Raw genomic sequence first — 14,328 nt, 5'->3', positions numbered from 1 at the left:
AAGCCGATCATGAACAACGCGCAACTCAAGAACGCCATTGTTTCCCCTTTGCCGTTTTTCGGGGTCACCGAACAAGGCGACGTGCTGGCCCGCTATATCCCTTACGGCCCGGTGTTTCGCTGGAGCTGGAACCAGATGATTCCGATGCCGGTACAGGGCAGCGACCTCGTCTGGCTGCTGCACGCGGCCGATGAAGAAGCCCACTCCATTACCGACACCGAGAAAACCGGGCAGATCAAGGGAAAATAAGCAACGCGCTAGCCCGCCCGATCGACGATAGACCGCATACGCTGTACCAGCCAGCGGCCAATCGCCTGAACCTCTTCGAGACAAACCGAATGCGGCATCGGGTATTCATGCCAGTCGATGACATAGCCACGCTCGGCCAGCAGCTTTCTGGCCGCCAACCCGAGGGCGGGTGACACGACATCATCACCCGTGCCATGGGCGGCAAAAATCGGCGTGTCGCGATTGGCTGCAGCGCTCTCTTCAGTCAGCAGTGCCGGGCTGGGAATGTAGGTAGACAAGGCAATGACGCCCGCCAACTTTTCCGGATGGGTCAGCGCTGTCGTGTAGGCCACCGCCCCACCCTGCGAGAATCCGGCGATGAAGATGCGGTCAACCGGAATGCCGCGGCTTTTTTCAAATTCGATCAAGCCGCGGATGGCTTCCCGCGAAGCAATGATCCCCGCTTCGTCGATTCGACGGGCATTGCTGTCCAGCGAAATGATGTCGTACCACGCACGCATGACATAGCCGCCGTTGCAGGTGACCGGCATGTGCGGCGCATGGGGAAAGATGAAGCGCACGGCTGGCGCAGCGGGCAGACCCAGTTCAGGCACGACGGGGACGAAATCCGAGCCGTCGGCACCCAGGCCATGCAGCCAGATCACGGCAAATTCAGGATTCGCGGCAGTTTCGATTTCAATGGGTGGCAGATGGTCGTCCAAGGCAGTCTCCTCATGTCAGTTGGCCGGCAGTATGCGGAATCCAAGCGCCACTGACTACCCGACCCGAGGAATTTTTGCGACACCATCATTTTCCGCCGCCGCATCCGGACAGGCCCGGACTTCCGGAAACATGTTTTAATTTCCCCATGAACGCTGCCCCCCCTGCCTCCGCGACACAACAGGTCATCAAGATTCGCCGCGACTACAACACCTGGGTCGCCAACGAGACGCTGGAGGACTACGCACTGCGCTTCACACCACGCAGCTTTCGCAAGTGGTCGGAAATGCGCGTCGCCAACACCGCATTTGGCGCGGCCTCGTTTCTCGTGCTGGAGGCCGTGGGTGCCACCATGATGGTCGAAGCCGGTTTCCTGAACGCCTTCTGGGCGATTCTTGCCACCGGCCTGATCATCTTCCTGCTCGGCCTGCCGATCAGCGTCATGGCCGCCCGTCACGGCCTGGACATGGACCTGCTGACGCGGGGCGCCGGCTTTGGCTACATCGGCTCGACGATCACGTCGCTGATCTACGCCAGCTTCACCTTCATCTTCTTTGCCCTCGAAGCCGCGATCATGGCCTACGCACTGGAGCTGGCTTTCAAGATTCCGCCGGCCTGGGGCTATCTGATCTGCGCGCTGGTGGTCATCCCGCTGGTCACCCACGGCGTCACCGCAATCAGCAAGCTGCAGGCATGGACGCAACCACTGTGGATCTTTCTGCTCGTGCTGCCCTACGCCTTCCTGTTCATTGAAGATCCGCAGGCATTGGCCGGGCTGTGGCAGTACGGCGGTGAAATGGGGGGCGACGCCAATTTCAATCCGCATCTGTTCGGCGCCGCGCTGACCGTCGGCATCGCGCTGGTGACTCAGATGGCTGAACAAGCCGACTACCTGCGCTTCATGCCGGAAAAGACGCCGGCCACCGCCCGGCGCTGGTGGTTTGCCGTCATTGTCGGCGGTCCGGGCTGGATTGTTCCCGGCATCCTCAAGATGCTCGGTGGTGCCCTGCTCGCCTGGCTGGTCCTGCGCAATGGCATCCCAGCTGCCAAGGCAGTCGACCCCAACCAGATGTATCTGATCGGCTTTTCGCATGTCTTCGACAACACGACGCTGGCGATCGGCGCCACGGCACTGTTTGTCGTCATCTCCCAGCTCAAGATCAATGTCACCAACGCGTACGCCGGTTCGCTGGCCTGGTCGAATTTCTTTTCGCGCCTCACCCACAGCCATCCCGGACGCGTCGTCTGGGTGATTTTCAACACCCTGATCGCCTTGCTGCTGATGGAACTCAACGTGTTTCAGGCGCTCGGCCAGGTACTTGGCCTGTATTCGAACATCGCGATTTCGTGGATGGCCGCCGTCGTCGCCGATCTTGTCATCAACAAGCCGCTCGGCCTTTCGCCGGCAGGCATCGAGTTCAAGCGCAGCCATTTGTACGACATCAATCCGGTCGGGGTCGGTGCCATGGTCATGGCCTCCGCGCTGTCGATCGGCACCTTCGCCGGCCTGTTCGGCAATGCCCTGCAACCGTACGCGCCATTCGTTGCGCTGGTGGCCGCCTTTGCCATCTCGCCGCTGATCGCCTGGGCCACCGGCGGTCGTTACTATCTTGCGCGACCGGCTGAACCCGCTGCGAACAAGGCTGCGGGTGATCCCGCGGTCAACCGGAAAAAATGCTCGATTTGCGAACATCCGTACGAGGCCGAAGACATGGCCTACTGCCCGGCTTATCAAGGTCCGATCTGTTCGCTGTGCTGTTCGCTCGACGCCCGCTGTCATGACCTTTGCAAGCCCGATGCTCACCTCGGCGCGCAGTGGAATGCCGTGCTGCGGCGTATCCTGCCCAAGGCCGCGCTGCCTTACCTCGACACTGGCCTCGGCCACTATCTGCTGCTGATGACCGGCATCGTGCCGGTACTGGCCCTGATTCTCGGCGTGCTTTACACGCATGAACTGCTCGCCCTCAGCGCCGCAGAACCCACCGTGATCGCCCGCTTGCAGGACAGTTTCATCAAGACCTTTGCCGCCCTGCTCATGCTCTCAGGCGTCATCGCCTGGTGGATGGTGCTGACCCAGGAAAGCCGGCGCGTCGCGCAGGAAGAATCGAACCGCCAGACCCAGCTGCTGATGCAGGAAATCGAATCGCACCAGCGCACCGATGCCGCCCTGCAGCAGGCCAAGGTCGTCGCCGAACAAGCCAATCAGGCCAAGAGCCGCTACATCACGGCGATCAGCCACGAACTGCGCACGCCACTCAACAGCATTCTCGGCTATGCCCAGATTCTTGCCGCCGACGAAGATATCCCGCCCAATCGCAAGCAGGCGGTCAGTGTCATCCGCAAGTCGGGCGATCACCTGCTCTCGGTGATCGAAGGCACGCTCGACATTGCCCGCATCGAAGGCGGCAAGCTGACGCTGGATATCAAGGCAATGGACCTGCCGGAGTTGCTGCAGCAAATTGTCGGCATGTTTGAGCTGCAAGCACGCAACAAGGGGCTTTCCTTCAAATACCAGCCGGTGGGCGAGGTGCCGCCCGTTGTCCGCGCCGACGAAAAGCGCCTGCGCCAGATCCTGATCAACGTCATCGGCAATGCCGTCAAATTTACCGTGCGCGGCGGTGTCACTTTCAGCGTCGAATGCCGGCATGACATGGCCAGCTTCGACATCCGCGACAGCGGCCCCGGCATCCCGGCGGCCGACATGGAGCGCATCTTCGAACCCTTCACCCGTGGCAGCACGGTGCAGGCTGGCGGCAGCGGCGTCGGCCTGACTATTGCCCGCATGCTGACCGACCTGATGGGGGGCGAAATGCAGGTGTCCAGCACGCCCGGCGAAGGCACGCTGTTCCGTATCCGGCTCTTTCTGCCGTCGGTGCATTCCATTCAGGCGGCCCGGGAATTGCCTAAACTCAACCGTATCGGCTATGTCGGCGTCCGGCGGCGCATCCTGGTTGTCGATAACGAAAAAGTCGATCGCGACCTGCTGCAGAACGTCCTTGAACCGCTCGGCTTCATCGTCGAGCAGGCCGCCAGCGGTTACGAATGCCTTGCGTCGGTGCCGCACTTTGCCCCGCACTTGATCTTCATGGATCTGGGCATGCCCGGCATTGACGGCTGGGAAACCATCCGCCGCCTGCGTCAGCAGCAGCTGACCGAGGCGCCTATTGCGATCCTCTCGGCCAACGCCTACGACCGGGGCCTGGACAACGATGTCGGCATCGCGCCCGAGGATTTCATCGTCAAACCACTCAAGGTCAACGCCCTGCTCGACTGGCTGGGCAAAAAACTGGGGCTCGACTGGGTCACCTCCGAGGCTACCGCCACGCTGCCAGCGGAACCACCCGCCGAACCGCCAGCCCTGCAACCGCCTGGCGCCAGCGATCTGGCTACGCTCGACGAGCTGATCACACTGGGTTATCTGCGCGGCATTCTCAACAAGCTGGCCGAGATCGAGCGTATCGATGCCAGTCATGGCGAATTCGTCCGCGTGCTGCGCGAACTTGCGCGACAATTCCAGTTCGATGCCATGAAGGAAATTCTCAGGAAAATGCGCGATGCCGCCCGTTGACCGTAGCATCTCGGACATTGTCCTGATCGTGGACGATGTGCCGGAAAACCTCTCCCTGCTTCACGATGCTCTCGATGAAGCGGGCTATACCGTGCTCGTCGCCACGCATGGCGAAGCCGCGCTGCAACGCGCCCGGCAAAGCCTGCCCGATGTCATCCTGCTCGACGCACTGATGCCCGGCGTCGACGGCTTCGAAGTCGCCCGCCGCCTCAAGGCCGACTTTTCAACCCAGCACATTCCCATCCTGTTCATGACCGGGCTGACCGAGACCGAACACGTCGTCGCAGCCTTTGCAGCGGGTGGCTCCGACTATGTAACCAAGCCCATCCGTCCGGCCGAGGTACTGGCGCGCATTGCAGCCCACATGCAGAACGCGCGGCAAATGAAGCAGGCGCGCAGCGCGCTTGATGCTTTCGGTCAGGCCACCGTTGCCGTGCGTGCAGCCGACGGCCGCATTGTCTGGCAAACGCCTCTGGCGCGCGGCCTGCTCAACGCCTATTTCGCCAATCCGGAAACAGTCGCCCCCGACGAACTGCTCGCCTGGATCACCGCGGCCCACCACGCCCGTGCCGATGGCCGCGAGCCGGCGCCACTGCTCATCGCCGAAGGCAATAAACGCCTGCTGGCCTCCTTCCATGACCAGACCGGCGACGATGAATGGATGGTCGTCCTGCGGGAAGAAAACGACGCTTCCGCGGTCGAATCGCTGATCGCCGCCTTCCGCCTGACCCAGCGCGAAGCCGAAGTGCTCTACTGGGTGGTCCAGGGCAAGACCAGCAACGACATCGGCGAAATCCTCGGCAACAGCCCGCGAACCGTCAACAAGCATCTGGAGCACGTCTTTGAAAAGCTCGGCGTCGAAACCCGCACGGCGGCGGCCAATCTGGCGATGAGCAAGATGCGGGGCAGCTAAGTCAAACGCATGCCCGGCTTCGGGATGAGTTGATTTTCCAGGGTCGTTAGCACTGCACCGCAACATTAAGCAAATTGCCGCTCAGGTCATAGCTGCCTCGCGTTGGCCAACGCACCGCAATTACGCCTGAATAACGGCACTGCACTGGCAAGGTGCAGAAAATCCGGCGCAACCCTCAGTCGAAAAATCATTCATCCGTTAAATCAATAATTTATAAATTGCCGCACTGCGGCATGCGTCTTGCTACTTGTATTTCATTGATCAGCATATCGGGATATCGTAATTATGCGTGCCATTATTTCGAGCCATGATGATTTGCCCAAGGAAAGTACGCGTCGTTTATTCGGCCGTGCCGAACGCGTTTTTTATGGGGGGTATTGGGTAAAGACCTATGCCGTCCCAGCCGATTCTTTACAGGCCAAAAAACCCCTGATCGAGGCGCTGACCCGGCGACTCTTCAACCATACCGAACACGGACTGAACATCCCCGGCGCCCGCCTCAACGAAGCGCGGGCAGCCTATGACGCCGAAACCGACCCAGCCCGTCGACGCGTCAAGGGCGGCATGCTGGCCGGCGCCCTGTTCAACCGGGCGGCGGATATCTTTCGTCGACTGGTCGAACTGCAGGCTGAGGGAATCGAAGTTCTCGAAGATTTCCCCTTGGTTCAGGAATGCGGTCGCTGCCTGCTGGAAGCCATGGAGCTCGGCCGCACAGTCCTGCATCGCAGCGGCGAAGAAGGGCTGGATGAACTCTGGGGCGAGCCGTTTCGTGCCTTTTCGATTCCTCTCGAAGATTTCTACGAGAACCGCTACATCAAGATCAGCCAGTGCATGCGCGATATCGACCGAATTGCCGACTGCCTGAGCAAGAATTTCTCCCGCATCCCCGCCTTTGCCGGCGTTGAAAAAGCGGTGCTTGAATTCGCCACGGCCGCCCGCATCAAGACCGAGACCCTGCGCACCGATGCCGATATCTTCAGCGTCTGGACACGGTTCGTGACCGCCGGTGAACGACTGGCCGATTTTACGCCGACGACTCAGCTCAACGAGATCAACAGTCCGCACAAGGCCACGCGCCATGTGCTACCCGATGGCGTCGAATTGCTGCGTCGCGGCCGCAACCTCGTCTTCCACATCGCCCGCGCCCGCACGCCCATGCCAAAGAGCACTCAGGAATACATCGAGCGAGTGGAATGCTATGTCAACAACGGCTGCGCACCGACCCTGCCGCCAATGCTTCCTGGTTGATACGATAACCGGTGCATTCCGAACAGATGCAGCTTCACGGCTTCCCCCCCCGTCAGCGATGATCTTGCGCTCAACGCCAAGCAACACTATTCGGCCTTTTTCGCATGAGTTGAGCGCCCCTTCAAGCCTGATCGAGTGATTCCCGCGGTCAACCGGAAAAAAACGGCTAAAACAGAAGAAATCATGGCCCGAGCCTGACGGCCATGCGCGATCAAACTCATCGCGACAAGTACGTCTGGAAAACCGGAGATCACGCCAAGCCCCGAAAGCCACGCACAAAAATCTCAATAGCATTGTATTGAAATGACAATGCGCCGGCACAGGCTATTCCGCCTGCCGGAAAATGAAGATGATTGCTGGACAGCCCACACCGGCAGAGCGACACTAGCGATGTAGGGGGGGCTTCGTGATCAAAGATAACGACAATGTCGAGCAGGTGGGAATGGACCTTCGCGTATCCACAGCGGACGGAGACGCGTCGCTGATATTGATCGTCGACGACACACCACTCAATCTCACGATCCTGTCAGAAATGATTACCAGCGCAGGCGCCCGGGCACGGACCGCCGGGAGCGGGGCCACTGCGCTTGAATACGCCCGGCTAGAACCCCAACCCGACCTGATCCTGCTGGATATCATGATGCCGGAGATGGATGGCCATACCGTCCTTGCCAGACTGCGTGCCAACCCCGCAACGCGCGATATTCCGGTTATTTTCGTGACCTCGCTCAGCGAGGGCGACGACGAGGGCCGCGGACTCGAAGAAGGTGCGGCAGACTACGTCACCAAACCCATCAATTTCCAGGTGCTGTTCGCTCGAATGCGCGCGCAGCTGGAGCTGCGGCAAGCCAGAATGCTCCTCGCCAACCAAAAGCATTGGCTGGAACAAGAGCTCACCCGGCGAATGACCGAGACCATGCGGCTGGAGAGTCGGCTCAAATTAATGTTCGACAATACGGGCTTCGGGATTTGGGAACATGACCACGCCAACGACCGAAATCACTGGAACGATGGTTTGCGCCAACTACTCGGCTACCCGGAAGAGCCGCAACGAATATCCGGCTGTCTGGACCTCGTGCACCCTGAAGACCGACCCTCCGTTGAACGCCAACTAACGCGGCCGGGCGATGAGGCGGATCGCATGAGCGTCAAGGAATTTCGCGTTCGCCATGGTGATGGTCATTGGTGCTGGGTCGAGTCCCGTAGCCGAACCATTGAATTCGACGAACAAGGCAACCCGCGTCTGGTCATGGGCACCATGGTCGACATCACCTCGCGCAAGGATGCCGAGGCCGAACGTCAGCTCGCGAACACGGTATTTACCGGAATAACCGACGGCATCTGCATTACCGATGCAAAACGTAGCATCCTGCGTATCAACAAGGCCTTTACGCACATCACCGGCTATACCGAAGCCGATGTACTCGGCAACAATCCAAGCCTGCTGAAGTCCGGCGTGCATAGCGCCGCGTTTTACAACGACATTTGGGAAAAGGTGGATCGCCACGACAACTGGCAAGGTGAAATCACCAATCGACGCAAGGATGGGTCACTGACCAGCGAGTGGCTTTCCATCTCCGGGATCAAAAGCCCCAACGGCGCGATCAGCCATTATGTCGGGGTATTCAGCGACCTGTCGGAACGCAAGGCAGCAGCCGAACGCATTCAGTACCTGTCGAGCTACGACACGCTCACCGCATTACCCAATCGCAATCTTTTCGGCGACCGACTGGAACAGGCGCTGTTGACTGCCCGTCGTTTCGACCGTGGCACCGCGGTGATTCTGCTTGATCTCGACCGCTTCAGTTTCGTCAACGAGACGCTAGGCCCACCGGCAGGCGACGAAGTACTGCTCGAAGTTGCCCGCCGAATGAAACTGCAGGTCCGTGAAGGCGATACCGTCGGACGAAGAGCCGGCAATGAATTCGGCTTCGTGATGGCCAACCTCGGGCACGAACACGATGCGCTGGCACTGGCTCAACGCATGCTTGATGCCATTGCAGTCCCCTTCAACGTTGCGGGCCAGACATTGGTCATCACTGCCAGTATCGGCATCAGTGTCTCCCCTAAAAATGGCGATGCCGGCGAAGCGATGCTGAAATGCGCAGATACAGCCCTGCACCGCGCCAAGCAGGCGGGACGCAATATTTTCCGTTTCTATTCGCCGGAAATGGATGCCGACGCCTCACGCCGACTGGGCCTCGAAACGGCCTTGCGTGATGCGCTCAAAAATCAGGAATTGACGGTCAATTACCAGCCGCAGATCAGCCTCGACAGTGGCAACATGATCGGCATGGAAGCCCTGTTGCGCTGGAGGAATCCGCTATTCGGCCAGGTCTCGCCCCTCGAATTCATTCCGATTGCGGAAGAAACCGGGCTGATCATCGAGATAGGCGAATGGGTCCTGCGTACCGCCTGTGAGCAAACCCGGCGCTGGCTGGACCTTGGGCTGGTTCCTTTGCGGGTCGCGGTCAACCTGTCCACTCGACAGTTTCGCCAGGCCAACCTGCTCGATATCATTGCCGATACGCTAAGCAGTACTGGACTGCCGGCAGGTGCCTTGGAACTGGAAATCACCGAGAGCGCCTTTATCGACGACATCGATACTGCGGTGCTCCTTTGCCGCAAACTGAAGAATCTGGGCGTCAAGCTGTCTCTGGATGATTTCGGCACCGGCTATTCATCGCTTGCCTATATCTCGCGCTTTCCGTTCGACAAACTCAAGATTGACCAGAGCTTTGTTCGTGACATCATTGAAAACCCGGTCAATGCGGCCATTGCCACCGCGGCCATCGTCATGGCCCGCAGTCTCAATCTTTCCGTACTTGCCGAGGGGGTCGAAACCGAGGCACAAGCAAACTTCCTGCGTAGCCGCCGATGTGACGCAATGCAGGGCTATCTTTTCAGCCGCGCGCTCTCAGCGGAAAATTTTGCCCCCTTGCTGCTCGGCAACAAACAGTTGCCGCTCCCCGAAAGCCATGCAGAAAGCCCGAATACGCTACTGTTGGTGGATGACGAACCCAACATCCTTAAATCGCTGTCCCGTCTTTTGCGCCGCGAGGGCTACAACATACTGACCGCGACTTCACCCGCTGACGCTTTCGATCTGATGGCCAAGCACAGCGTTCAGGTAGTGATTTCCGACCAGCGTATGCCAGACATGTCGGGCACGGAATTCCTGTCGCGGGTACGGCAACTCTATCCCCATACGGTTCGTCTGGTGCTGACCGGCTACACGGATCTGGAATCGGTCACTGCAGCAATCAACCGCGGCGCGATATACAAGTTTCTGACCAAGCCCTGGGATGATGATCAGTTGCGCGAGCAGATTCGCGAGGCTTTCCGGATGGCAAAGCAGGCGCATGAAACCGGCAACACCTCATGACACCGGGCAATCACGCTTTTTTGCGTTATTTCGTCCCGATGGCATTGCTCATTGGGCTGGTCACAACATTCAGCAGAGTTCATTTTCCCGAACTTTTTTGGGGATGGCCCCTGGCATTTGCCACCAGCCTCCTTCTGCTGAGTGGTGCTTTCGCCAGCAGCCTTGCCCGGCGCGTCAAGAGCGCCAGCGACAACGACGCTCACTTCCGGCAAGCCTTGCTAGCCAGCGAGGAACGCCTTCGCTCGCTCGGTGACAATTTGCCAGGCGCCTATATCTACCAATGCACTAAAGGTGTCGGCGGCCAGTTGAAATTCGACTATATCAGCTCCGGCGTAGCCCAAATCCACGGCTACCGCCCTGAGGAAATCATCAAGGACCCTGGTCTCCTCTTCCAGCAGGTCGATCCGGCCCAATTGCCCGATTTGCTGGCAAGCATTGCCGAAAGCGAACGCACCCTGGGTGAATTTTCCATCGATCTGCGTATCAGCACATCGGACAATCAACATCACTGGTTGCAACTACGTTCCAGACCAAGACGAACGTCCGATGGGGGTGCTATCTGGGACGGCGTGGCCATCGACATCACGACACGGCGAGAAGCTGTGGCCATGCTGGATCTGCAAACCCGACGTTCCGAGGCGCTGCTCGAGTTTCCCGAGAAATGTGCCGGGCTGGATGAAGCGGGATTCATGCAATATGCCATTGCCCGCATCGAAGCGCTCACTGACAGCAGGATCGGCTTCATTCATTTCGTCAATGACGACGGCGAAAGCATTGAACTGGTCACCTGGTCGCCAAACACGCTGGCTCACTATTGTCATGCCGCCTTTGACCGGCATTACGCAATCGCCCAGGCCGGGTTATGGGCAGAGGCCGCCCGCCAGAAAGCGCCAGTTGTCATCAACGACTATGCGAATGCGGATCACAAACACGGTTTGCCAGAGGGGCACTCAACACTTATACGCCTGATCAGTGCGCCGGTTATCGACAATGATCGGGTACGCATGATGGCTGGCGTCGGCAATAAAGACACCCCCTACACCGAGACAGACGTTGAAACGGTATTGCTTCTTGCATCGGCAACCTGGCGCCTCGTTTGTCAGCGTCGTGCGGAGAAGGCATTGATGATCGCCATGCAGGTGGTCAATGCCAGCCCGGTCATTTGCTTCCGCTGGCGCGCCGCAGCGGGATGGCCAGTCGTTTTTGTATCCGAAAACGTGGCCACCTGGGGCTACAGCGTCGAAGATCTGATGGATGGCAAGCCCCCCTTTGCCGAGATGATTCATCCCGACGACTGTGCGCGCATCGTCGACGAAGTCGTGCGCTATACCGCCGAAGGACGTCGCGACTACGTTCAGGAATATCGCCTGCTCACCGCTGACCGTCAGGTTATATGGGTGTCTGATCGAACCAACGTAGTGCGCAATGAACAGGGTGAGGTTGAATTCTATGACGGGATTCTCACCGACATTACAGAGCGCCGCCAACGCGCACTCGAGCTTACCGAGACGCTGACCGCCCAAAGACAATTGAACAAGCGACTGGAAGAAGCCCACAATCAATTGCTGCAATCCGAAAAAATGGCGTCGATTGGCCAACTGGCGGCCGGTATTGCCCACGAACTGAACAACCCAATCGGCTTTGTTCATTCAAACCTAGGCACGCTTGAGGCTTATGTGCGGGACTTGATGGAAATCATTGACGCCTATGACGACGCGCAGTCATCTGCTGACGAGCCAGAGGTGCGTCAGACGCGAATCACCCAACTCAAGGAAACACGCGATTTCGCCTACATTCGTCAAGACATAGGGCAACTGCTGAATGAATCCCGTGACGGCCTATCCCGGGTGCGCAAGATCGTTCAGGACCTGAAGAATTTCTCGCATGTCAGCGGACATCAATGGGACTGGGCGGATCTGCATCAGGGCCTCGATTCGACGCTGAATATTGTCTGGAACGAGTTGAAATACAAGTGCCAGGTGGTCAAGGAGTTTGGTGACATTCCCAAGGTCTATTGCCTGATTTCCCAGCTAAACCAGGTGTTCATGAATCTTCTGGTCAACGCCGGCCATGCCATCGAAACCAAAGGCATCATCACCATTCGCACCATCCGCCTTGGTCGTGATGAAATCGCCATCGAGATTTCAGATACCGGCAAAGGCATTGCCCCGGAACATCTGACTCGAATTTTCGAGCCGTTCTTCACGACCAAGCCGGTTGGCAAAGGCACCGGGCTAGGTCTGTCACTTGCCTATGGCATCATCAACACCCACCACGGGCGCATCGATGTCAGTAGCCAACTTGGCATCGGCACCTCATTTCGCGTCATCATTCCCATCCAGCCATTGGCCGCAGAATCGGCCACCACTTTCCCGGAGACTTCGCAATGAGCGAAATGCCCGAACCCGCCACCCTGCTCTTCGTCGATGACGAGCCGGGCATTCTTTCTGCCCTGCGCCGCCTCTTCCGGCCGCATGGCTATCGCATTCTCGTCGCCGAAAGTGGTGCTGCCGGGCTGGCCCAGCTCGAACAGGAACCTGTCGATCTGATCATTTCCGACATGCGCATGCCTGAAATGGACGGCGCTGCCTTTCTCAAGAAGGTCTGCCAGCGCTGGCCATCGACCATGCGCATCCTGCTCACCGGCTACGCGGATGTCACCTCGACGGTCGCGGCCATCAATGAAGGTGAAATTTACCGTTACATCGCCAAACCCTGGGATGACCAGGAGATCATCAATACAGTCCGCGAAGCGCTGGACCGGCAGCGTCTGGAAGCTGAAAATCGCCGTCTCACAGCGCTGACTCAAGCCCAGAACGAAGAACTCAAAATTCTGAATACCGGCCTTGAGCGAAAGGTTGCCGAGCGAACTGCCGAGCTGCAGCAGGCGCTGACCTTTGTCGAGCAGACGCATGGCGAGCTGAAAAAATCTTTCCTGGCCACCGTTCAGGTCTTTGCCGGTCTGGTTGAATTGCGCAGCGGACCTGGCGGCAACCAGCTCGCCGGGCATGGTCGACGGGTCGCTGAACTGGCGAGAACAATAGCCCAACGCCTGGGCCTGAGCGATGGCGAAACACAAAACATCATGCTGGCCGGCCTGCTGCATGACATCGGCAAGCTTGGCCTGCCTGACGAATTGCTGACCAAACCATTCAATACCCTGCGTCCCGAGCAGCGGGCGCAAGTCATGAAACATCCACAGATTGGCCAGAATATCCTGATGGGCATTGCGCGATTCCGCGAGGCTGCCATTCTGGTGCGCCACCATCACGAGTATTTCGATGGCAGTGGCTATCCGGATCACCTTGCCGGCATCAGCATTCCGCAGGGGGCGCGCATCCTGGCAGTCGCCAATGACTACGATGCCTTGCAAATCGGCACGCTCGTCCAGCGTCCGCTGCATCAGGATGAGGCACTTGCCTTTCTGAACGACAACCGCGGCAAGCGTTACGACCCTGCTGCGGTCGACGCCATTTTCAGGCTGATTTCGGAAAGTCAGAAAAGCGTACCGGTCGAGCTGCCCTTGCGCACCATGCATTTAAAACCGGGGATGGTATTGAACCGCGACCTGATGCATCGCGATGGCTATCTGCTGCTGTCCACGGGCAGTACCTTGACCGCTGACATCATCGCCCAGTTGCTCCGGATGGAGCATGTGGAACAGCAGAGCCTGACGCTCTATATTCGCCAGGAGGAAAAATGAGCCGCGTCATGATCGTCGATGATGAGGAAGCCATCCTCAAAGCCTTGCAACGGGTTTTGCGCCTTGCCCCCTGTATCTGCGGGAACAAGACCTTCCCGCTGGAAGTGCACGCCTTCAGTTCGCCGCAAGCGGCACTCGATGCCGCCCGTCAAGACAGCTATGACCTGTTCATCAGCGACTACCGCATGCCGGTCATGGACGGTATCGAGTTTCTCAAGGCCGCCAAGTCCATGCAGCCGGATGCAGCTCGCCTGATTCTTTCCGGCTACGCCGATCTGAACGCACTGGTACGGGCCGTCAATGAAGTCGGCATCGACCGCTTCATCGGCAAACCGTGGAATGACTATGAATTGATGTCAGCCATCGGCCAGGCATTGGCCCACCGCGATTTGCTCATCGAAAATCGTCAGCTCGCCAACCTCGTTCGCATGGAAATGGGCGACACCACTCCCGAATCTATTGAGGCTGAACGGCTCGAATCCATCGAACCGGGCATCACCAATGTGAATTGGGGGCCGGATGGTTCAGTCATACTCGACCCCGAATTCCAGGCCAAGGACTAA

At 58.7% G+C, this 14,328-nt stretch carries 9 protein-coding genes; 8 read left to right on the top strand and 1 reads right to left on the bottom strand.

What is annotated here, in order from left to right; translation table 11 throughout:
* Nucleotides 1–9: 9 nt before the first annotated feature.
* A complete protein-coding gene (locus IPJ12_18555; protein MBK7649096.1) occupies nt 10–249 on the top strand; it encodes a hypothetical protein in 240 nt (79 codons plus the stop codon).
* 8 nt (nt 250–257) lie between these two features.
* Here IPJ12_18555 and IPJ12_18550 read toward each other — a convergent pair whose 3' ends face one another.
* On the bottom strand, nt 258–950 hold the full coding sequence (locus IPJ12_18550; GenBank protein MBK7649095.1) for a carboxylesterase: 693 nt from the start codon (nt 948–950) through the stop codon (nt 258–260).
* Between the two features lie 146 nt (nt 951–1,096).
* Here IPJ12_18550 and IPJ12_18545 point away from each other — a divergent pair, with 146 nt between their 5' ends.
* The 7 genes from IPJ12_18545 (at nt 1,097) to IPJ12_18515 (ending at nt 14,328) form a co-directional block, all read left to right on the top strand.
* Complete coding sequence (locus IPJ12_18545; protein ID MBK7649094.1) at nt 1,097–4,516, top strand: response regulator; 3,420 nt, start codon at nt 1,097–1,099, stop codon at nt 4,514–4,516.
* Nucleotides 4,503–5,429 carry a response regulator transcription factor gene (locus IPJ12_18540; protein ID MBK7649093.1) on the top strand — a complete coding sequence of 309 codons (927 nt, stop codon included), beginning with the start codon at nt 4,503–4,505 and terminating at the stop codon, nt 5,427–5,429. The genes IPJ12_18545 and IPJ12_18540 overlap by 14 nt, the downstream gene beginning before the upstream one ends.
* 285 nt (nt 5,430–5,714) lie before the next feature.
* Nucleotides 5,715–6,677: a hypothetical protein gene (locus IPJ12_18535; GenBank protein MBK7649092.1), complete on the top strand. Its 963-nt coding sequence runs from the start codon at nt 5,715–5,717 to the stop codon at nt 6,675–6,677.
* Between the two features lie 406 nt (nt 6,678–7,083).
* Nucleotides 7,084–10,062 (top strand): EAL domain-containing protein, encoded by a 2,979-nt coding sequence (locus IPJ12_18530; protein MBK7649091.1) that lies wholly within the window; start codon nt 7,084–7,086, stop codon nt 10,060–10,062.
* A complete protein-coding gene (locus tag IPJ12_18525; protein ID MBK7649090.1) occupies nt 10,059–12,452 on the top strand; it encodes a PAS domain-containing protein in 2,394 nt (797 codons plus the stop codon). The genes IPJ12_18530 and IPJ12_18525 overlap by 4 nt, the downstream gene beginning before the upstream one ends.
* Complete coding sequence (locus IPJ12_18520; protein ID MBK7649089.1) at nt 12,449–13,765, top strand: response regulator; 1,317 nt, start codon at nt 12,449–12,451, stop codon at nt 13,763–13,765. The genes IPJ12_18525 and IPJ12_18520 overlap by 4 nt, the downstream gene beginning before the upstream one ends.
* Nucleotides 13,762–14,328 (top strand): response regulator, encoded by a 567-nt coding sequence (locus IPJ12_18515; GenBank protein ID MBK7649088.1) that lies wholly within the window; start codon nt 13,762–13,764, stop codon nt 14,326–14,328. The genes IPJ12_18520 and IPJ12_18515 overlap by 4 nt, the downstream gene beginning before the upstream one ends.

It is taken from the genome of Betaproteobacteria bacterium, from assembly GCA_016709965.1.
GTDB lineage: Bacteria > Pseudomonadota > Gammaproteobacteria > Burkholderiales > Rhodocyclaceae > Azonexus > Azonexus amarohabitans.
Note: the sequence above shows the minus strand (reverse complement) of the source record. Positions and strands in the feature narration are given on the sequence as shown.

Bases quoted from the DNA above. Each gene is read 5' to 3' on its own strand.
- IPJ12_18555 (MBK7649096.1), top strand. From the start codon at position 10: ATGAACAACGCGCAACTCAAGAACGCCATTGTTTCCCCTTTGCCGTTT.
- IPJ12_18525 (MBK7649090.1), top strand. From the start codon at position 10,059: ATGACACCGGGCAATCACGCTTTTTTGCGTTATTTCGTCCCGATGGCA.
- IPJ12_18545 (MBK7649094.1), top strand. From the start codon at position 1,097: ATGAACGCTGCCCCCCCTGCCTCCGCGACACAACAGGTCATCAAGATT.
- IPJ12_18535 (MBK7649092.1), top strand. From the start codon at position 5,715: ATGCGTGCCATTATTTCGAGCCATGATGATTTGCCCAAGGAAAGTACG.
- IPJ12_18540 (MBK7649093.1), top strand. From the start codon at position 4,503: ATGCCGCCCGTTGACCGTAGCATCTCGGACATTGTCCTGATCGTGGAC.
- IPJ12_18515 (MBK7649088.1), top strand. From the start codon at position 13,762: ATGAGCCGCGTCATGATCGTCGATGATGAGGAAGCCATCCTCAAAGCC.
- IPJ12_18520 (MBK7649089.1), top strand. From the start codon at position 12,449: ATGAGCGAAATGCCCGAACCCGCCACCCTGCTCTTCGTCGATGACGAG.